Origin of the sequence: Paenibacillus sp. PK1-4R (assembly GCF_030369595.1) — a bacterium.
Lineage (GTDB): Bacteria > Bacillota > Bacilli > Paenibacillales > Paenibacillaceae > Paenibacillus.
The window spans coordinates 440,150-459,727 of the sequence record NZ_CP126535.1 but is presented as its reverse complement, the minus strand read 5'-3'; the positions used below and the strand labels follow the sequence as shown (position 1 = coordinate 459,727).

Here is a 19,578-nt window from a genome sequence, read left to right as displayed (position 1 = left end):
TAACTACACCTCCCTTTATTTGGCGTATGGATCGTGTCCCTTGGCCATCATCACTTTCTCAATCTCAGGGCTAATGACCAGGTTCTTGGTTACCTTCTTTTTGTAGTCGTACGAAATGCCAAAGCTCTGATCTTCATGATCTTTCACATGGCCTTTCAGACCAATCTGGGACACTGCCATTTCCGGCAACAACTCTTTGCTTGTAATCACAACATCCAGTTCAAACTTCTGCTTGAAGTGCTGAATTACGGTTGCTTCAGCTTCTTGGTATAAAGCTTCCTTCTCACTTGCATTCATGTTCTGACAACCTCCCAGAAATATAGTAAACACTATCATTAGTGTGAATAAACCCTTCAACCATCCTGCACGTTTAATACGAATCCCCCCTCTTGGTAGAATCGAGGCATTCACTATATGTGAAGTACACCCTATTCATCTGTTACCTGCATCATAGTACAAAATCAACATGAGCCATATCGGCTAACAGGATCGTTTTCATGTAACTTTCTTCCTATATGATTCAAATAGGACACTTTGGTGTACATTACCCACTTTCCTAATTCTTGCATCAGTTTAGCTTCTCGGCTTTCCATATATAACAAAAAAGCATCCTTTTCAACACATATTGTGTAGAAAAGAAAGCCTTTTGTCTTCCGCGAACATCATCCTCACTAGCCTCATCCATACTGTCTGGCCCCGGTTTCGTCCAGTTGTTCACACACGAGATCATTGTAGGATTTACACCGCCCAATCAATTCATCATGTGTTCCGGCATCAACGAGTTCACCTTGGTCCAGCACATATATGGTGTCCGCGCTTCGGATCGTACTTAGCCTGTGGGCAATGATAATCTGGGTACATTTCAACATGTTCAGATTATGGGCAATGGTCGCCTCTGTAACGGTATCCAAAGCACTGGTTGCCTCATCCAACAGAAGAACTTTGGGTCTGCTCACCAATGCTCTTGCGAGAGCTACCCGTTGCTTCTGCCCTCCAGACAGGTTCGATCCCGCCTCAGAGATCAGTGTATTATACTTCATTGGCATCTTCTCAATATCGGCATGAATATCAGCCAGCTTCGCTGCGATCATCACATCCTCCAGCGTTGAATCCGCTGCGTGCAGCCTAATGTTGTCATGAACAGTATTGTTAAAAACAAAGTTATCCTGAAGCACGATACTGATCTGGCTGCGAATATCCTGCTGTTCCAGTTCTTCTACATTCATTCCGTCAAAATAGATATTGCCCTGGGTCGGCGTGTACAGCCCTACCAGCAATTTTGCCAAGGTGCTCTTTCCTGATCCTGATTTGCCAACCAGAGCGATCCTTTGCCCCGCTTTGATTGCAATATTGATATTTTTAAGCACATCTTCACCATAGTCCGTATACCTGAAGCTGATCTGATCAATTGTAATATCCCCATTTAGCTTCACGCCATGAAGGGGTGGCGTTGATTTTTTCTTGAATTTATTACTTTCCTCGGCTTGAATGACATCATAGATTCGATCCAGTAGCGCATCCGCCATCACGAACTCATTGAGCATCAAAGCAAGCGAGTTCAACGGCCCCAGAAACAGCGCGGCAAGAGACTGGAATGAAACGAGCATACCGAGGGTCATATTCCCCTGCATAATCTGATATAATCCCACCAGTAGAATGAGCATCGGAGTCATAAAGTTCAGCGTATTGGTCACGGTATTCACTCTCGTCTGAAAAATCGCTTTTTCCTTGACTGTTGCGAGTTGACGCTTGAACAACGCTCTCCATTTCTCCGCGGTACGCTCTTCAATCCCTAGTGATTTGATGGTCGAGATGCCTTCCAACACTTCCGTCATGAATGATCCAGCCAGACTTTGGGCGACAATCTGAGTTTGTGTCAGCTTCTTGAATCTGCTGCGTGTGTATACAAAAACAAGAATTTGTATCAGCCCTACACCAAGCAGTGTGAAAGCGATCAAACGGGACTGGATTATAATATATGTGAATGTAACAACAATTAAAAATAGATTGATCAGCGTAGAGATCATCTTCTGGGACAAAATTTCCCGAATGGTTGTGTTGCTATTAATTCGCAGCATCAGATCCCCACGTGAACGAATTTCAAAATATTGATAAGGCAGTCTGAGCATATGTGAGACAAAGTTTGTCGTCAGTTGGGAATCCAGCAATTCCTGAAGCCGTACAATGCACATATCCTTCATATAACTGAAGCCGATCTGAAACAGGGTTAACAGCACAATGCTGGTGATTAGGACAGGAAATAACGAGTAACCCTCACCGCTAGTAGCCGCATCAATTGAAACTTGCATCAGGAACGGAAAGGCCACCGAAACCAACTGCAACCCCAGAGCAAGTAGAATGGTCCAAACAAAATATTTTTTGTTACTGCGAATCAAATCCTTGAAGTACGCCACTTTACTAATCTTTTTCTCGGACAAAGGTACAAAGCCATCATCCGGATATACGAGCAAAAAAATACCTGAATATTTCTCCGCAAACTCCTGCGTACTGATAACCAGCCTGCCCAAAGCCGGATCGACAATAATGAACTGACCACCCGTCTTGATCCGCTCAAGCACGACAAAATGGCTGTCTTCCCAGAAACAAATGATTGGCAGAAAGTCATTGTTGAGTGATTCAACAGGCGCTTTTTTAGCTATCCCTTTCAAATGATAGGTCTGGGCAACCTCTTTCATTTTGAGCATGGAACTGCCATCCCGACCGTTCCCCAGCATTGCAAAACGTTCCTTCAGATCCGTGAAATCCGCTTCGTAGCCGTGATATGCGAGTAACATATGTAGGCAACTAGGGCCACAATCATATTGATTCATTTGCAGTTTGACAGGGACTTTGCGTTGTCTCTTTCCGCGCAGACGGAATACAGGCCGTTCAGGCATAATGCTGCCCCATATGGGGTGACTGTTCCATTGTGTCCATCTGCTGCTGAGCGGATGCCGTTTCCATAGCGTATGTCTGCGCCATATCCCTTATTTCCTTGCCTTTTGGTCCCTCCATCATGAGTACCGAAGGCAGGTCACGATTGTAAAGTCGGAGCAATTGATATCCAATGCCGGCAAGCCCTAGCATCAGTCCTGGGATTTGCTGACGACCCGGAATGCCGCATCTCCAATGATGGTTATCATGTCTCACCTGTGTCACAATGTAATTTGCCATCTGAACTGAGTACTCCTTCAACTCTTCATCCTGCAAATATTCGGCTGCGAGTAGGAACAACTCCAGATTGCCCATATCCCCATGGCAGAGCGAATAGCTAACTTCTGTGAACCCTTCTTCCATCGTCTTGGCTAACGCTCTGCGAATATCCTTCTCAACTGTATCCATAGCTCCTAATGACCTCAATTGCTGCGCTAACCCTATACGGGCGATCCCTAGACCAGGTGCGCCATTACACCAGTACATGACATAATGTTCTTCCGGCATGCTGCCATCGGTGAACCGCAGATCTTTCCAATTGTTCACTTCAGGACTGTAGAGGGCTTCCTCATACTTCAGTCCTTCCATACAGGTTTCAAGATAGGCTTTGTTGCCTGTAGCACTGTATAGACGGGCCAAACTCAGACAGATGCCTGCGTTCCCGTGTGCAATGCCGCTAAGTGGCGTTTTATTAATCGCTGACGTCACCCAAGCCATACCTTGATCCATCGGCTGCGCAAGCTTCAGCAAACGATCTCCGCATCGCACAGCCACGTCCAGCGCTTTTTGCGATTGAAAGTTCATATACATGTCCACACAAGCCATCAATGTACCTGCACAACCTGAGATCACATCCAATTGCTGATCATTATCGACCATATCGTCCAGGATATCGAGCAATTCCAGCGTATCCGGGTTAATCCCCGGTTCGGAACATACGTTGGCTTTATGAACCAGTAAATAGAGAAGTGATCCATAGCCAGTGAACAATGAGATGTTTTTATCGATTTTTTTGCGGATCATCTCCCAGGATGTCTGAATACACAGATGAACCATCTGCATATATTTGTGGTCACCTGTCTCCTGACTCAGATACAGATAGAAATAGGCAATGCCCGTTACCCCGTTATATAACCCCAATTCCGAAGATTTGTAGATTAACTTCTCGTCTGCATCCATACCCATGCTGATCCATGACACCGAAAGACCTTCATCTCCCATAATGGCAATATCCTTTATGTAATCCCCGATCCTTACGGCTTCATGCAAATATTCTTCTTTTGTCATGGGTATTCGAAGTTCATTCAACTGTGCCGGTTGCACACTTGCGGTACTCTTCTCCATAGCAAATGAACGTTCCAGCACATACTTGGTCTGAAGTGTCCTTTCGGTAAATTCCCACTGCATGTCCATGTCTTTTGGGTTCATTGCCCGCACTTTATCCGCAGTCTGCGTTAAAATATCAGAGGAAAATACGCCGGCAATGGCTTGGTTGTCGTGGTGGTGAAACAACATGTCCTGGCCGATACAGGTCTGGAACATAGGTACGTCTCCGTGCAATAGATCGTAGCATTCATATTTCACGAGCTTTTCACGCATACGATCCTGTCGTACAATCATCCACATCATGTCGAACAACAAGCTCTTATCCAGCCCGTTTCTGAGATATTTGGGATGGGAGCTGGCTTCAATCAGCGTAAAATATGTAACAGTCGGACGAACGATCGTTCGTACAGCACAACCATAAAAGTAATTGCAAACGATGGAGATAAACGACTCCTTTTGCTCCATGATGGCGTTGTATATACGATAGAAACCCTTCTTCAAACTTTGGATATATCGTTCAGGTTTGATGGGGGTCTGTTCATATGAAGGCAAATGACTGAACCGACTCACACTTACTTTGCTTCTTTGTATTCTCATGGTATCTGTATTCTTATCGTGAATCTCATACGTGTTGAGTACCTGATCTACGTCCCCCGCAAGCCCGCTTAGATCACTGTGATACAAGGCATTGGAGTCCAGCGTGGGCAGCATGCTCGTTTTTAACACGGAGTCATTCAATATCGAAAGGGTCTTCTCCAGCGCCGTATAGTATTCCTTCTCCTCCACATATTTGAAGGGCTGATTGTGCAGCAGTGATTCCAGATCGACAAAGAATGGATGCTCACCTTGGGCAACGATGTTCTCCATATGCATGTCCGTTGCGTTAACGGCATACAGAATAGCGAGATACTGCCCCTGCCGTTCAAAAAAACGTTCCGCTGCCTCCAGACTGGTGACTTCCTCATAGGGTATAAACTGCTGCCAGCCATATTCGGAGCGATCCAGCGATTTGGCAATACGGAACGGCAACCCCGTTTGCTGATCGTTAAACCATTGCAACAGTCTGGCAAAAGCGGTGTCGATGGCCATGTTCCTTGGTTTGTACATGACATTGCCCCCTCCCGCAAACGCTAACCGCAATACACTGGCTCCACCATTATGCGAATCCCCGAGAAATACGATATCCTCCAGCTTATCCATCTCGAAACCAAAAAAAGACTCCAGTTCACGACGATCTCTCGTCAGGCGCTCCAGAACACGCATCATATTAAGACTGATCCGAAGAGTGTGCTCAACAAGTCCTCGGGCAAGAACAGGATATTCCAGCAGTAAGGCGAGAATCTGTTCTCTGGACTGGATGTTCTGGCTCACAAAGTACTGATACCGCTGCCGGGAATCCTCACCTCTCAATTCATCTTGTAATCTCGCTTTGTTTAACTCATAGATTAGTGTCTTGGCAGACATGTGGAAAACTTTATCCGAGACCGTCTTCAGAACAAGCCCTGTAACACGCCGTTTGTCCAACCAGTCATATCCTTCATTCAGGCCATCGGTCATGATCTGAATGGATCGTTGCAGAAAGGGTTTGGAAAACTCAAAGAACGGAATTTCATCCGTATCGCCCTCAATAAAGTATTCGATCTCCAGATGCTCATTCTCAAGAAATGTTCTGCGGAGTTCCTGATGCCAAGTCATTTCAGCAAAGTCGTACATAAAACCTGCATCATTAAACATAGCCTGCACCGTATCCACATTCATGGATTCAGCCTGGAAGCGATTCGACAATTGCTCCTGGTCTTGAAAAAACTTGTCAAGCCATTGCTGCATTCTTCCTGAATCCGTTTGCTCTACAGGCATGTCCACATTCGGAACGTTGGGAACTTGTGCAGTATATCGCTGCACAAACTGTTTGTATTTCTCTGTTAAGTAGAGTGCATCACTCCAGCGGGAGTCATGTAATCGCTCCTGTATGCTCATCACTTCATTCCCCTTCTATTGGATGGTTTGGTGTCCAAAATCTCACATAAAAAAATCAAGCACATAACTGAAATCAGCTATGTGCTTGAAGATGAGAGTAAAATTTAACAACAAGTAAGCCAGGAAGAAGGTGAAACCGAATTATAATGACATTCATGACTTACCGTACAAAATACACCGCCACTAGCTTGAGCATCAATTACAGATACCGCCCCTGTAATGACCATAAGCTCGTCATCACTGATGTCCTCGATTGCTCGCAATGCTTCGAGATTGAATTGTTTCATTGAAAAAACCTCCATTCGAATTTTTTTATATGTATAGCTTATAAAAAGCTAAACACCAATGTTGAACTCAACTGCAGGATATTGTAAAATATTTAAATTATGTAATTATTTTCTATATATTCATTCTAGCATAATTTGCTAGTTTTTGTAAATCCATTTTCGGGATTTTACCACCATTTGACAAAATAAATCGCTTTTACTAGAATCACAACAAAATTGTGTTATTTCGTTGTTAAATGCACAAAATTTTAAACACCTGTCCAAGACAGGTGTTTTTCTAAGTAGCAGGCAACTGCAAAGCAGCTCTAAGCCCTTCCCCACTATCACTCTCAAGAATAAGCTTTCCCCGATGAGCCTGCGCAATCCTTGATACCATTGGAAGCCCTAAGCCATGTCCCTGACGGGAAGGCCGTACGCGCCCTGCCGCATAGGGGAGAACCACCACATCGTCCAGATACTCTTTTGGAATTCCTTTTCCATCATCTGACACCACAAATTCACAACATACATCCTCTGCTGCACGCATCGTTTCCAACACAATTGCACACCCCTCCGGGTTATGCGTGATACTGTTTTGTACCAAATTCGTTACTGCACGATACAATAATCGTTCATCCCCCATAACATGGAGACTCTCGTCCTGAACATGAAGCGATATTGGATAACGCTCATCCAGTCCATTATTCAAAAAATCCGACACAGCCTGCCTTGCTAGTACCGAGAGTCGAATCGACTTCAACTGTAGAGGCTGCATCTCATACTCCAGCATGGATACCAGGTTTAGATCACTGACCAGTGACCGCAGGCGTTCACCCTGGCGACGAATAATGGAGGCCTGCTGTTTGTGCTCGGCTGACAAATCCGATTGCTCCTCCAACTCACTCGCGTAACCCAGAATCATGGACAAGGGTGTCCGTATATCATGAGAAATGCCTGCGATCCAGTTGGATCGCGCTTCATCTCTCGCTTTTAGAGCATCATCCTTGTCCTGAAGCATACGGGATGTTGAATTGATGCTTTGTGACAGGTCATTAAATATACCTTTGGTTTCGACGTGAACAGGCTCTTCCTTTGCCAATGCGTGAATGCCATGGATTAACGGTCGAATACTACGGATCACCCGCGTTCCAATGAGTATGGATACTAGTAGAGCAAGAGCCACATTACACACCAACAATAGTATGATCCGAATAGGCAATGACTTGAGCCACTCTGCCAGAAAGTCGAACTGGTATTTTCCATACGTATTCTTAGGGTAGCCTACGACCAATAATCCATCTTCACGTTCCCATACGTACACCGGGTATTCCTTAAGATAGTATCGCGAGAACTTCGCAACATCCGTCACGTCATAAGAGCGCGGGATTTCAGCCGGAAGCCGTTCGCTCCACTGTACCTTGCCCTGGGGATCGAGCAGCATCGCCCAAGCCTGATATGTATCCAGCAGTTGCATTCCATCGCTGTTTAGCGCATAGTCCCCCTGCTCGCCCTTACTCAGACCACTGGCCATCTGTTTCACAACCGCACCGGGGGAAGGACCCTCATGAATTTCCTTGAAGATCAGCGAACCTAGCAGAATTAGATTGAACAATAACAGCACCACAGATACCAGAATGGTAGATCCTACAAACTTTCTTAGAATTCGAACAACGCCATCCATCACCTAGACTCCTGAGCCATCAGTTTGTAACCAAGGCCCCGAACGGTTAGCAAAAATACCGGTTTGGATGGGTCTTCCTCAATCTTCTCCCGGATTCGCCGAACATGCACCATCAGTGTATTTTCATAACCATAACTCTCGTCTCCCCATACGGCTTGACACAGGGCATCGCTGGTTACAATCCGGCCTTGATTCTCATACAACTTGATCAGTATGGCGTGCTCCTTAGCCGTCAATGGAAGCTCCCTGTCTGTCCCCTGCACAACAGCACTCTCCAGATCAATGGTTTGTTCACCTAAACGGAATACAGGTAATCTCTCCACCGTATTGGAGGCATATACCCGCTTCAGAATAGCCATCAGCCTGAGAATCAACTCTCTTGGCAGAAAGGGCTTGACCATATAATCATCCGCTCCCAGCCCCAGACCGAGCAATCGATCCTCATCTTCACCACGTGCCGACAGAAACAGAACAGGCATGTCCGAGAATGACCGGATCGAAGAGAGCAGAGAGAACCCATCCCCATCTGGAAGCATCACGTCCAGGATTGCTGCATCCGGCTTTTCAAGCCTGCATACTGCCAAGGCATTCACGAAGTTATCGGCCGTATAGACCCGAAAAAAACCTTCTTTACGTAAAAAACGTTCAATCATTTCCCGTATCTCAGGTTCATCATCTACGATCAATATTTTCTTATTCTTCAATAATTCCATTGATATCACCCTTTTTATTATACATCACAAAGGCATTCATCCGATATTTTCCATTTCCATTTAAGGTAATTGTAAGGTTATCTTCAGCCACGAGCAAGAAGCCTGATCTATATTTAGAGCAACTGAGATATTAGTGAAATGGAGTTGAGATCAATGATAAATTCTTCCCCCATCGTGGAAACGCATAACCTGTCCAAATCTTATGGCGGTACTAACCGCGTACACCAGGTTAATCTGGCAGTTGAGACGGGACAGATTTTTGGCTTCCTGGGTCCGAACGGAGCAGGCAAAACAACCACATTAAAAATGCTGTTGGGTTTGATCAAACCCACCGAAGGCACTGTGAAGGTGTTCGGCAAAGATCTGAATAAACATCGCCCTTCCATTCTGAATCAGACAGGTTCACTGATCGAATCCCCATCTTATTACGGCCACTTGACTGGACTTGAGAATATGAAAGTCATGCAGCGACTGCGGAACGTACCGAACAAAAATATTGATGAAGCTCTCAAAATTGTCCGGCTCGAAAATCAAAAACATAAGCAGGCCGATCAGTATTCCCTAGGGATGAAGCAACGACTCGGTATTGCCATGGCCCTGCTTGCCTTCCCAAGCCTGCTTATTCTGGATGAGCCTACAAACGGACTTGATCCGGCCGGAATCGGTGAGATCCGGGAATTAATCAAGTCGCTTCCGGGTCAATATGGCATAACAGTCCTGTTATCCAGCCACCTGTTGTCAGAGATCGAACAGATTGCTACCTCGGTCGGGATTATCAGTGATGGCAAGCTGCTGTTTCAGGGAACCATGCAGAGCCTTCAAGCCAATAACAAGACCACCATTCGTTTTCAGACAACAGACACGACAAGGGCAGAGAAAATCCTTTTGACTCAAGGCTACATGCCCACAGTTCATGGAAAACAGTTGGTGTTCAACTATCTTCGTGACGAGGAAGTCTCTCAGATGAACAAGGTGCTGGTAGAACACGATATCCCCGTGATCCGGATCGAGGAACACAAGAAAAGTCTGGAAGACATATTCTTGGATCTGACCGGAAAGGAGCGGAGCCTGTAATGAAAGCTCTATCCCTGGAGTATTATAAAATCCGCCGCAAAAGGATCTGGGTCATGCTATCCCTTTTTCTGGCCGCAGAAATGATCTGGGCCTCCATGTCTATGAGCATCTCCATCTCCCGAAGTGCAGCCAATGCGAGTTGGGAAGCCTTGATCTTCAGCATCGCTTCCATGAACGGACTGTTCCTGCCCATTATATCGGCTATCGTTGTGTCCCGCATCTGTGACATGGAGCATAAGGGGAACACATGGAAGATGCTGATGACGACCAACATCGGACGTAATCATGTCTACACAGCCAAGTACATATGTGCGAACAGCCTGATTCTGTATGGTATTCTTGCGCAAGCTGTGTTCATTGTCGGTTTCGGTCTATCCAAAAACATTTCCGGCCCGCTACCATTCTCCCTGCTGGTGCAGTTCGTTATAGGCACACTGCTAACTACACTCGCGATAACCGCTCTTCAGCAATGGCTGTCTCTTACGGTACGCAATCAGGCTTTTGCGTTATGTCTGGGTATGCTGGGCGGATTCATTGGTACAACATCGGGGTTGTTTCCTGCAGGTGTACGTCACCTTTTCATATGGTCTTACTACATGGATCTGAATCCAGTCACTTACATTTACAGCGCAACTTCGGGTACCTATGTATCGGGTATGCTGCCTGTCGGTCTTTTCTTAGCCGCCTTGTTGATGGCTGCCATCTTCTATTTTGCAGGGAATATTCATGCTTCAAGAAAAGAGATTTGAGGAGGGAAACACATGCTGAGGAGCATTTCCGCCGAATGGCTTAAACTTCGGCATTCCCGGATCAGTCTGGTATTGGCCATTCTGCCTATTATCAGCCTGCTTATCGGATGCTTTAACTTTTATTTCAATCAAGCGGCTTTACAAAACGGGTGGTACAGCCTGTGGACACAGGTCAGTTTATTTTACGGGGAATTCTTTCTACCTATCCTGATCGCTATCTGTTGTGCCTTTGTATGCCGCCTGGAACACAGCAATCGCAACTGGAATATGATTCTGGCTTCTCCAGTGTCAGTCACCAGCCTATTTGTTGCCAAGTTGGTCATTGTTGGCATATTGATCTTCTCGGCCCAAACCTTCTTCATGCTCATGTACTGGGTAGCAGGCCAACTGTTCGTCATTCCAGGTCCGTTCCCGATGGAGACCGTCGTATGGAGCCTGCGAGGATGGTTTGCTTCTATCTCTATTGCTGCACTGCAACTAGGGTTGTCGATCCGGATAAGAAGCTTTGCCACGCCAATTGGCATCAGCCTTTGTGCAGTCTTTCTGGGACTAGGCATGTATGTGCTGAAAATCGGCATGTTATTCCCCTACTCCTTGTTAACTATAGGCATGGGCGTTCTGAGTCAAAAGGGACTGACATCCTCGGAGAATATCGTCTTTCTTTTCATGAACAGTCTCTTTATCCTTCTGTTTGCTACCTGGTCAATCCGCCGCCTGAAATATAAAGACATCGCATCGTCCTAAATTTACCGAGATCAAAGGAGGACAAAAACATGAAAAAAGCATTCACCATTCTCGCATTGGTACTTGTTATTCTAACTTGCCTGTGGCTCTTCTTCATGGACCCTGCTAAATTGACTCCCGATAACCCTGCCGGCAAAACAACCTACTATACCATTGTGAATCAGACTACAGTCAACAAGGATGACAATGGCAGATATGCTTATGAACTGATCGGCTATACAGACGAAGGAAAATCCAAAACACTCAGCTTCTCTACCAGTAAGCTACTCAAAAATGGGGCCTATCTGAAACTATATGTATCCACGCTGCGTGGTGTTACACACTGGGAAGAGGTCACAGCGGACGATCTGCCAGGGCAAGCTAAGCAGTTAACCTCTAAATAGAAAAAAGATGCGTCTCTATATCTCCATTGATATTTGCATAACAAAAAGAGCCTTGCCCCATTACTTCAAGGGTGGCTCTTTTAGGTTATGCCAATGCCATCTGCAGCGCAGTCAGCGCAATCCCGATAACAAATCCGGTAACCGCTCCGTTGATCCGAATCCATTGCAGATCCTGTCCAACCTTATCCTCAATCATCGAAACCAAAGTGGCATTGTCCATTTTGTCCACATTTTCGCGTACCAGTTTACCGATTTTGGAATGGTTTTTCTCCAGCAGTGTTGTGACGCCATTTACGATCTTGGCATTCATGCCTGTCATCAACTCTTCATCTGTCCGCAGATCAACCAATACCCGCTCAATGGCAGGCAGTGCATACGTATCTACATACTGTCCATCTTCCATCGCGGCGAGCGCCTTGTCTCTCAGTTCGGTGAGTTTGTTCAGCACCGTTTCCTCTGCGTTCCAGCCCTCCAGCATATTGTTCTTCCAGCTGTTGATTCCATCTTGCATAGCCTCGCTCATTGCCAGACGCACCGTCTGGGTACGTACCATATCAAGCACCTTGTACCTTAGATCGCTGCCTTCACGTTTCATATCCTCTACCCGATCGAAGAGATATCCTTGTAAAATGCCACCCAGACGCTCCTCGTTCATATAACCAAGGAATGCATTCATCGCAAACTGCATCAATCCGTTCATCTGAATGCCACTGATGGCTTTCATGCCGCTTTCACCTAAAAACATAATCGTCTCGGGCTTAACCAGCCACTCCTCGGCTTGCTTCAGTCCGTAGTCCAGCGCTTTGGCGTCGTAACCCCGCTCTGTCATCTGGTGGGCAGCTCGTTCCAGAATCGGACCCAGATCATAGGCGCCCGCTTGTGACTTGATCTCACGTGCTACGAGCGGAGCAATCTGCTCTAACGGCAGACCAGCCAGAATTCGTTTGCAGAGCGTATCAATCATGATCTTGATCCCGTCACTGTGAAGCTCACGTGTCAACGTATCGAGCACCGTCTCTGCTGCTTTGAAGTCTGCAATTTTCTCGGTAATGCTGTCTTTGTTGAGTAAGTTATTCTCTACTGCGGAGACCAGACCTTCCGTCATTTTATCGCGATTTTTCGGCAGCAATGCCGTATGAGGAATTGGAATGCCGAGCGGGTGACGGAATAGTGCGGTAACTGCGAACCAGTCCGCAAGTCCACCCACGAGTCCCGCTTCAAATGATCCTACCAGCAACTTGCCCACAGGAACGCCCTGGAACGGCAAGGATGCAGCAAATCCCGCTCCCATTACTACGAGAGACCAGGCAGCTGCTTTTTTGGTTTGTTTAGGTTTAGCCATTGTATTCTTGCTCCTTTATCGTTAATCGTACGGTCTGGACTGTACCCGATCCCGCACTTCTTCGTTTCTTATGTAAACTCTCCACTAGCGAAGTCTTAACTTCCATATTTCGTATACTTCATCTTATCACCCACAAGCGTCAAAACCAAACCTCTGGTTGAAGAAAAAGGATAATAGCAGCGTCTATTCCGCAAGATGGGTCGTGCTTTTTTTAATATAAGGAAATTTTTAGTATAATCATTCAAGACGGCCCTTCGATATCGATTGGCTGCTGAACAGCAGGGTAATTACATAGTGGAACAATGAATCAATAAGAGGAGGAATTTCGGACCATGAAACACGTGCAGGACACAACCACGCTCTATAACGGAGTCAAAATGCCATGGCTGGGTTTTGGGGTATTCAAAGTTAAAGACGGAGACGAAGTCGTTCATGCTGTCAAAACAGCCATTCAAGCCGGTTATCGCAGCATCGACACTGCCAAAGCGTATAACAACGAAACAGGTGTCGCTCAGGGTATTCGTGAATCTGGAGTAGCTCGTGAGGATCTGTTCATTACCACTAAAGTATGGAATAGCGATCAGGGATATGAATCCACGCTAGCTGCCTTTGAAGCCAGTATGGAACGACTCGAACTGGAGTATCTGGATCTCTATCTCATCCACTGGCCGGTTAAGGGCAAGTACAAAGATACATGGCGAGCGCTGGAGAAACTCCATAAAGAAGGACGAATCCGGGCGATCGGTGTGAGCAACTTCCAGATTCACCATCTGGAAGACTTGATGATCGATGCCACGATCAAACCAGCAGTTAATCAGGTGGAACTTCACCCACTACTGATTCAGTCAGAGCTTCGTGAGTACTGCAACAAACATCAGATTCAGATCGAAGCCTGGTCTCCACTCGGACAAGGTCATCTGATGGATCATCCGTTGCTGAAGGATATTGCCGCCAAATACAGCAAGTCCCCCGCACAAGTGATTCTGCGCTGGGATCTGCAGAATGGCATCGTGACCATACCCAAATCCGTCACGCCTGAGCGTATTCGCGCGAATGCCGATCTCTACGATTTTGAGTTAACTTCGGAAGAATTAGAGCAGATTAACGGCCTGAACGAGAACAAACGCTTTGGTTCTGATCCAGACAACTTTAACTTCTAATATAAGCAGATTAATTCGATTACACCCGCCTTCGATCTTAGAAGAGCGGGTGTTTTGGTATGTGATGTTATAGGCCAACTATTCGTTGTTAAGAATGGAGGCGAGGCTCGTTATCCTATTCAGGGCCGAAAGAAAAAAAGTTTTTTTGACCGTTTAGAACTATTTCGTCTCCTCATCAGTCTAACGAGTGTCAAGCGAACTCAAGCACTTATATAGAATCCAGGCCTGGAACGAGCGGTGACTTGAATATTTAGGTTTATCAGGGGGGATCAGGAGTGGTTAGACTGAACCATAGAAAAACAAAAGAAGAACAGTTCAGCGAAAAAATAACAGTGATTCAAAATAAATTGTATCGACTGGCATACTGCTATGTTAAAAATGAACAAGAAGCGCTGGATATCGTATCCGAAGCGGTCTATAAAGGGTTCATCGCTTATGGAAAGATGGAGTCCATGACTTATTTTGATTCCTGGATGTCACGAATTGTGATTAACACAGCGATAGATCATATTCGACGCAACCAGCGAGTGACCTATATGGAGGATCATGCGCAGGAGTTTGTGGCTCCAGAGCGAGGGGCATCCGTGGAAGAGAAAATGGATCTGTATGATGCACTGGATCGGCTTATCCCCGAGGAAAGAGCCTATATTATATTAAAATTCTTTGGGAATCTGCCTTTTCGAGAGATGGCTGAAGTGCTCTCCCTGTCGGAGAATACCGTTAAGTCAAAATTCTATCGGATTATCAACAAATTAAAAATGGATTTAATCGAAGGAGAGGTTGGAGATCTATGACAGGTAAAGAACGTTATGAAAACATTGAAATTCCAGCTCAACTTACAGATGTTATTCGTCAAGCCCAGCAAAAGGCTGCCGCTCGCAAAAGCTCCTCCCGTATCATTCGCTCTGCTTCCATTCTGGCAGCATGTGCCGCTTTTCTGTTCGTAGTCAACATTCCTACTGTCGCAAACGCCATGGTCAAAATACCTGTGGTCGGAACGATTGTTCAGGTACTTCAATTCGGCGATGGCGGCAAGATTACCGATGGAGTAACTGTGGGATCGGAAGCAACCGAAAATACGCTTAAAATCAATTTTAGCACCGACGAGCAAGATCAGACTAATGATGCACCCCATTATAATGTAGTACACAAAGAAGCACCGAATCGTATCCTCTTTACTTTTAGCGGTGCACGTTACATGGATATAGAGAAAGTCAAAGCCGACTTCATGACCCAGCCTTTAGTGAAAGATGTTTATGGTTCCATGATTTTAGACGACTCTTCCGTCGGATTCGTAGTTGTTTTAAAAGAAGGGGTACAGTATGCCGTAACGGAATTCAAGAACCCTGGATACCTGGAAGTGAAACTGACTTCCGACGGCAAACCGGTCACACCTCGGAAGGTATACTCTCTCCGCACAGAATCAATGCCTTTTGGAGAATCGATGGGTATAATTAAAGAATCCTATCCGGATGAGGACATCTCTTTCCTCAAAACGTCCACTGGTGAGTTTACAGCAGTTATTGGAGAATATCTTACCGCTGAAGAAGCTGAACAGAAGCTCAAAGAACTCGCTCAGCAACCGGATTATCATGAGGAGTTTTATGTGGACAGCTGGATGAGTAACGAGAATCCAAGTGATTAGTCATTGCCAAAAGTGATGCTTATTCAAAAGGGAATGATCTATCCCTGAACTAGGCATAGACCTCAGCATACTTAATACGCTCAATCCAAAAAAATCCCGATTCGGATGCCCTGAGCATCTCGGATCGGGATTTTTACATATCAAAACCTATTCGCTTTTGGATACAAGCTTGAAATCATCAAAGTGGAAACCTGGCGCTACTACGCATGTAACCAGTACAGGCTCATCGCCCAGCGGGCGCGCTGTCTGCCATACGCCGGCAGGAACGAGCACCTGTGGTGATTGCCCCGCAGCAATATCCATCCCCAGAACAAGAACTTCCTCGTTCTCCGGGTTCTCCCCGTTGCCACCCAGCTTCAGTTCAACCGGACTGCCGCTGTGCCACAGCCAAAGTTCATCGGACAGAACCGTATGCCACTCGGAGATTTCATGTGCGTGCAGCAGGAAATACGTGGAACTTGCCGAGAATCGTGGGCCGGAGTATGTATCCGGCAGAACGGACTGTGGAATCTGATAAGATGCCTTCCATTCTTCCTTATACCAACCGCCTTCAACGTGAGGTTGCATATTGAGCGCAGCAACCAATGGCGATAATTCATGTGTCGTCATAACCTGTTTCCTTCCTTCCAAATCATATTGGAGACACTCCTTAACCAGAGTTTCGCCTCTCTCCCCCTACTCTAAAACATCATTCAAGTTTTGTCACCTTGACAGCACATATGGATCATGCCAGATTCGTTCTCTCGGTATTTAACGATAGGATTAAAGAAATATTTCATTCCCAATGATAGCGTTTACAAAAAGATGGATTTTCCGTTATGATATGGATATCGTTGTTAATCCGTGAAGCAGAGGGGAGCTGTACCATGAGTCTCATAGAGGATCGGATTGGACCCAAATATCGAATCGGTGAACATTCATTTACCATTGAACATATGCGAAGACATGATGGGAACGGTATGCCACAACCTCACGCTCATCCATTCTACGAACTGTATTACTTACTTGAAGGCGAACGAGTGTATTCCATGAATGGTCAGATTCTGTCCGCCCGCAAGGGTGATTTCATTCTGATTAATCCACACGATGTACATACCACCTCCAAAGGAAGCATTCCCGGCTTCGAACGAATTCTAATCGGTTTTTCGCCTGCTTTTGCAACGGGGATGGAACTTGGCATATGTGGTCTGCTGCCTTTTAATTGTTCAAGACTCCTTCGCTTGCCTGAAGCGGAACAGCCCGAGATGGAGCGTATATTGTGGCAGATGTTGCAAGAATGCAAAGAGCGACGCCCTCACTATGAGATCGCCGTAAGAAGTCTGCTTGCCCAACTTTTGATCCGTATTCATCGGGTAGAGGAGAACATCCGGCAGTCATGCCCAGGTCCCTTGCATCCAATGCAGGACAAAATCAGTGAAATCGTCACTTATGTGAATAAAAACTATACCGAACCACTTACGCTGGAGGGTGCAGCCAATCGTTTTTATATCAGTCCATCTTATCTGAGCCGAATGTTCAGCCGGTTTACCGGGTTTCGATTTAGCGAATATTTGCGAGTTGTTCGTGTCCGGGAAGCACAACGAAGATTGCTGTCCACACAAGAGCGTGTCCAGATGATCGCAGAGAAGGTAGGATTTGAGCATACGGCTCATTTTAACAAAACATTCAAACAGGTTACCGGTACAACACCGCTGCGCTATCGCAAGGAACACCGGTAGATCATCAGATCACTTCATATAAAAGCCGAGTGGGTAGCCTAGCTCCAGAGATTACGTACTCCTTATATCAAAAGGCATCGCGATTACTGGATCTATAGCTGCACCACTACGGCTGAATTGGACCAACTTGTCTAAACCCTACTACATACTTTTTACCTGCGAATGATCACGCCACTTCGTACTTCAGGACCCACAGAGATCTGACGACCATCTGTGTCAGCATCGCCTTCACGACATACAATGCCTGCGGACTCGTGTCCGGTCACCATCAGAAGTCGGCCATCTGCGCCTTTGCCCTGAATGCTCTCTAATTCTGCCCCTTTGCACTGGTGCAAATGAACCAGCGGACCTTCAGTGATCTGCGCCTGCAATTCAGCGATATGCAGATGTTTTGCATGAGCACATTGGATACCACTGCGAGCTTGCACGTTGTAACGCTGGATGATCACCCCATCCAAAGGCAGTTCCGGCAATCCACTCACAAGCAACGCAGTGTCGGCACCGGCACAGACCACATCCGATATTCGAATATCCCGGAACACTGGCGTCTCTTCGCTAATGTCCTGAGATAGATCACTGCCCCGGGCAGACCCTTCCTGATTTGCATAGAAAAAGGAAAACGAGATCGCTTCCATAATGATATCTTTCATATATATGCGCTCAATCTGAATGTCCTCAACCACTCCGCCGCGCCCACGTGCGCTTTTGAAGCGAAGTCCAATGTCCGTGCCGATAAACGTACAATCCGACACACGCACATGCCGCACACCACCGGACATTTCACTGCCAATTACAAACCCGCCATGACCGTGATACACCGTGGAATCCCGAATGGTGATGTACTCCGATGGAAGACCCAGTTCACGGCCTTCGGCATCCTTGCCTGATTTCAGACAGATCGCATCATCACCGACATCGAATACACTCTTCTCCACCACTACATGACGACAGGATTCAATGTCCAGCCCATCTCCATTCTGAGAAAACCACGGATTTCGCACACTCACGTTACGAATGGTGACATGCTCAGATGCCCAGGGGTGCAGATTCCATGCAGGCGAGTTCTGGAACGTTGGACCGTCCAGCAATACCCGTTTGCATCTGCGCAAGCTGACCATGTTGGGACGCAAAAAGTCTCTGACTTCTTCATAGGCAGAGACATCACGTACCTGCTCCTGATGCAACCGATTCGCGATAGTACCGCCCTCAAGTGCAGCTGTGGTAGGCCACCAGATTTCTTCATCTCCACCGGATTGCTCTACAACACCACCAGAAGCGACTAATCGGTTCCATTGTGAAGTGGTCATTTTGGAGCGTTTTACCGGACGCCATGCCTCACCGCCCCCATCCCATATCCCCTCACCAGTAATCGCAATATCCTCCAGTTGATCACCATCGATCGGGGATTGGCAACGTACCACCTGCCAGCCTTCGAAGCTTGATGCAATTAATGGGTATTGATCAAAATCTCGGCTAAACGTAACCAGTGCCCCTGCTTCCACATGTAGTTCGATACGGCTGCGCATTACAATCGGACCTGTGAGCCATACCCCGGCAGGAATTACGATTCTTCCACCTCCTGCTTCAGCACATGAAGAGATGGCAAGTCGGAACATCTCCGTATTATCTGTTACGCCGTCTCCAACAGCTCCATAGTCTGTAAGCTGAAAATCCTGAGCAGGAATGACAGGCAAATCGGCTTCATAAGCTCGAACATCGGACTGGGCACTTGCTCCTGTCGATATTGGGGAGTGATATGTATTCATCGTGCAGAATCATCCTCTCTACATGTAATGGAATGGTTATGGGATCAATACATCGCTTTTACTTTCCTTACTTACGTTCAAACGGACGCTCTCTCACTCC

At 46.3% G+C, this 19,578-nt stretch carries 17 protein-coding genes; 8 read left to right on the top strand and 9 right to left on the bottom strand.

Annotation, left to right across the window (positions count from 1 at the left end; translation table 11 throughout):
• Window positions 1–15 precede the first annotated feature (15 nt).
• The 6 genes from QNO02_RS02185 to QNO02_RS02160 form a co-directional block, all read right to left on the bottom strand.
• A complete protein-coding gene (locus QNO02_RS02185) occupies window positions 16–297 on the bottom strand; it encodes a hypothetical protein (protein ID WP_091038121.1) in 282 nt (93 codons plus the stop codon).
• A 380-nt stretch (window positions 298–677) separates the two neighbouring features.
• Window positions 678–2,897, bottom strand: a complete 2,220-nt coding sequence (locus QNO02_RS02180; RefSeq protein ID WP_091038119.1) for a peptidase domain-containing ABC transporter — start codon at window positions 2,895–2,897, stop codon at window positions 678–680.
• The gene (locus tag QNO02_RS02175; protein ID WP_289390968.1) at window positions 2,890–6,237 is read right to left on the bottom strand and encodes a type 2 lanthipeptide synthetase LanM family protein; all 3,348 of its coding nucleotides are present in this window, start codon (window positions 6,235–6,237) and stop codon (window positions 2,890–2,892) included. Before QNO02_RS02175 ends, QNO02_RS02180 begins: the two co-directional genes overlap by 8 nt.
• 104 nt (window positions 6,238–6,341) lie before the next feature.
• The gene (locus QNO02_RS02170) at window positions 6,342–6,524 is read right to left on the bottom strand and encodes a type A2 lanthipeptide (protein WP_074093209.1); all 183 of its coding nucleotides are present in this window, start codon (window positions 6,522–6,524) and stop codon (window positions 6,342–6,344) included.
• Window positions 6,525–6,801: 277 nt separating this feature from the next.
• The gene (locus QNO02_RS02165) at window positions 6,802–8,184 is read right to left on the bottom strand and encodes a sensor histidine kinase (protein ID WP_074093208.1); all 1,383 of its coding nucleotides are present in this window, start codon (window positions 8,182–8,184) and stop codon (window positions 6,802–6,804) included.
• Complete coding sequence (locus QNO02_RS02160; protein WP_074093207.1) at window positions 8,184–8,897, bottom strand: response regulator transcription factor; 714 nt, start codon at window positions 8,895–8,897, stop codon at window positions 8,184–8,186. Before QNO02_RS02160 ends, QNO02_RS02165 begins: the two co-directional genes overlap by 1 nt.
• Window positions 8,898–9,053: 156 nt before the next feature.
• On the opposite strand from QNO02_RS02160, the gene QNO02_RS02155 reads away from it, so the two are divergent.
• Genes QNO02_RS02155 through QNO02_RS02140 form a run of 4 tightly spaced genes read left to right on the top strand, consistent with a single transcriptional unit; the run spans window position 9,054 to window position 11,847 of the window.
• Window positions 9,054–9,971, top strand: coding sequence for an ABC transporter ATP-binding protein (locus tag QNO02_RS02155; protein ID WP_074096700.1), 918 nt, complete (start codon window positions 9,054–9,056; stop codon window positions 9,969–9,971).
• Window positions 9,971–10,720 (top strand): ABC transporter permease, encoded by a 750-nt coding sequence (locus QNO02_RS02150; protein ID WP_091038114.1) that lies wholly within the window; start codon window positions 9,971–9,973, stop codon window positions 10,718–10,720. The genes QNO02_RS02155 and QNO02_RS02150 overlap by 1 nt, the downstream gene beginning before the upstream one ends.
• A 12-nt stretch (window positions 10,721–10,732) precedes the next feature.
• Window positions 10,733–11,464 carry an ABC transporter permease gene (locus QNO02_RS02145; RefSeq protein WP_289390963.1) on the top strand — a complete coding sequence of 244 codons (732 nt, stop codon included), beginning with the start codon at window positions 10,733–10,735 and terminating at the stop codon, window positions 11,462–11,464.
• Window positions 11,465–11,493: 29 nt separating this feature from the next.
• On the top strand, window positions 11,494–11,847 hold the full coding sequence (locus tag QNO02_RS02140; RefSeq protein WP_091038110.1) for a YxeA family protein: 354 nt from the start codon (window positions 11,494–11,496) through the stop codon (window positions 11,845–11,847).
• Between the two features lie 85 nt (window positions 11,848–11,932).
• On the opposite strand, the gene QNO02_RS02135 is transcribed toward QNO02_RS02140, so the two are convergent.
• Window positions 11,933–13,189, bottom strand: a complete 1,257-nt coding sequence (locus QNO02_RS02135) for a DUF445 domain-containing protein (RefSeq protein ID WP_289390960.1) — start codon at window positions 13,187–13,189, stop codon at window positions 11,933–11,935.
• Window positions 13,190–13,521: 332 nt separating this feature from the next.
• Between QNO02_RS02135 and QNO02_RS02130 the strand changes: the two genes are divergently transcribed.
• The 3 genes from QNO02_RS02130 to QNO02_RS02120 all read left to right on the top strand — a co-directional run bounded on the left by QNO02_RS02130 (window position 13,522) and on the right by QNO02_RS02120 (window position 15,994).
• On the top strand, window positions 13,522–14,349 hold the full coding sequence (locus tag QNO02_RS02130) for an aldo/keto reductase (RefSeq protein WP_249912974.1): 828 nt from the start codon (window positions 13,522–13,524) through the stop codon (window positions 14,347–14,349).
• Window positions 14,350–14,624: 275 nt separating this feature from the next.
• The gene (locus QNO02_RS02125) at window positions 14,625–15,143 is read left to right on the top strand and encodes a sigma-70 family RNA polymerase sigma factor (RefSeq protein ID WP_289390959.1); all 519 of its coding nucleotides are present in this window, start codon (window positions 14,625–14,627) and stop codon (window positions 15,141–15,143) included.
• Complete coding sequence (locus tag QNO02_RS02120) at window positions 15,140–15,994, top strand: hypothetical protein (protein ID WP_289390958.1); 855 nt, start codon at window positions 15,140–15,142, stop codon at window positions 15,992–15,994. Before QNO02_RS02125 ends, QNO02_RS02120 begins: the two co-directional genes overlap by 4 nt.
• Window positions 15,995–16,141: 147 nt before the next feature.
• Here QNO02_RS02120 and QNO02_RS02115 read toward each other — a convergent pair whose 3' ends face one another.
• Window positions 16,142–16,603 (bottom strand): cupin domain-containing protein, encoded by a 462-nt coding sequence (locus QNO02_RS02115; protein ID WP_017691032.1) that lies wholly within the window; start codon window positions 16,601–16,603, stop codon window positions 16,142–16,144.
• Window positions 16,604–16,860: 257 nt separating this feature from the next.
• Here QNO02_RS02115 and QNO02_RS02110 point away from each other — a divergent pair, with 257 nt between their 5' ends.
• Window positions 16,861–17,712 carry an AraC family transcriptional regulator gene (locus tag QNO02_RS02110; RefSeq protein ID WP_017691033.1) on the top strand — a complete coding sequence of 284 codons (852 nt, stop codon included), beginning with the start codon at window positions 16,861–16,863 and terminating at the stop codon, window positions 17,710–17,712.
• 152 nt (window positions 17,713–17,864) lie between these two features.
• On the opposite strand, the gene QNO02_RS02105 is transcribed toward QNO02_RS02110, so the two are convergent.
• Entirely contained in the window at window positions 17,865–19,478 is a 1,614-nt protein-coding gene (locus tag QNO02_RS02105) for a glycoside hydrolase family 28 protein (RefSeq protein WP_091038101.1), read from the bottom strand.
• Between the last annotated feature and the right edge of the window lie 100 nt (window positions 19,479–19,578).

What these genes read in the sequence shown, in the direction of transcription:
- QNO02_RS02105 (WP_091038101.1), bottom strand. Translation starts at nt 19,478, where the DNA reads ATGAATACATATCACTCCCCAATATCGACAGGAGCAAGTGCCCAGTCC.
- QNO02_RS02115 (WP_017691032.1), bottom strand. Translation starts at nt 16,603, where the DNA reads ATGACGACACATGAATTATCGCCATTGGTTGCTGCGCTCAATATGCAA.
- QNO02_RS02140 (WP_091038110.1), top strand. Translation starts at nt 11,494, where the DNA reads ATGAAAAAAGCATTCACCATTCTCGCATTGGTACTTGTTATTCTAACT.
- QNO02_RS02185 (WP_091038121.1), bottom strand. Translation starts at nt 297, where the DNA reads ATGAATGCAAGTGAGAAGGAAGCTTTATACCAAGAAGCTGAAGCAACC.
- QNO02_RS02150 (WP_091038114.1), top strand. Translation starts at nt 9,971, where the DNA reads ATGAAAGCTCTATCCCTGGAGTATTATAAAATCCGCCGCAAAAGGATC.
- QNO02_RS02130 (WP_249912974.1), top strand. Translation starts at nt 13,522, where the DNA reads ATGAAACACGTGCAGGACACAACCACGCTCTATAACGGAGTCAAAATG.
- QNO02_RS02175 (WP_289390968.1), bottom strand. Translation starts at nt 6,237, where the DNA reads ATGAGCATACAGGAGCGATTACATGACTCCCGCTGGAGTGATGCACTC.
- QNO02_RS02135 (WP_289390960.1), bottom strand. Translation starts at nt 13,189, where the DNA reads ATGGCTAAACCTAAACAAACCAAAAAAGCAGCTGCCTGGTCTCTCGTA.
- QNO02_RS02180 (WP_091038119.1), bottom strand. Translation starts at nt 2,897, where the DNA reads ATGCCTGAACGGCCTGTATTCCGTCTGCGCGGAAAGAGACAACGCAAA.
- QNO02_RS02145 (WP_289390963.1), top strand. Translation starts at nt 10,733, where the DNA reads ATGCTGAGGAGCATTTCCGCCGAATGGCTTAAACTTCGGCATTCCCGG.
- QNO02_RS02120 (WP_289390958.1), top strand. Translation starts at nt 15,140, where the DNA reads ATGACAGGTAAAGAACGTTATGAAAACATTGAAATTCCAGCTCAACTT.
- QNO02_RS02170 (WP_074093209.1), bottom strand. Translation starts at nt 6,524, where the DNA reads ATGAAACAATTCAATCTCGAAGCATTGCGAGCAATCGAGGACATCAGT.
- QNO02_RS02110 (WP_017691033.1), top strand. Translation starts at nt 16,861, where the DNA reads ATGAGTCTCATAGAGGATCGGATTGGACCCAAATATCGAATCGGTGAA.
- QNO02_RS02165 (WP_074093208.1), bottom strand. Translation starts at nt 8,184, where the DNA reads ATGGATGGCGTTGTTCGAATTCTAAGAAAGTTTGTAGGATCTACCATT.
- QNO02_RS02160 (WP_074093207.1), bottom strand. Translation starts at nt 8,897, where the DNA reads ATGGAATTATTGAAGAATAAGAAAATATTGATCGTAGATGATGAACCT.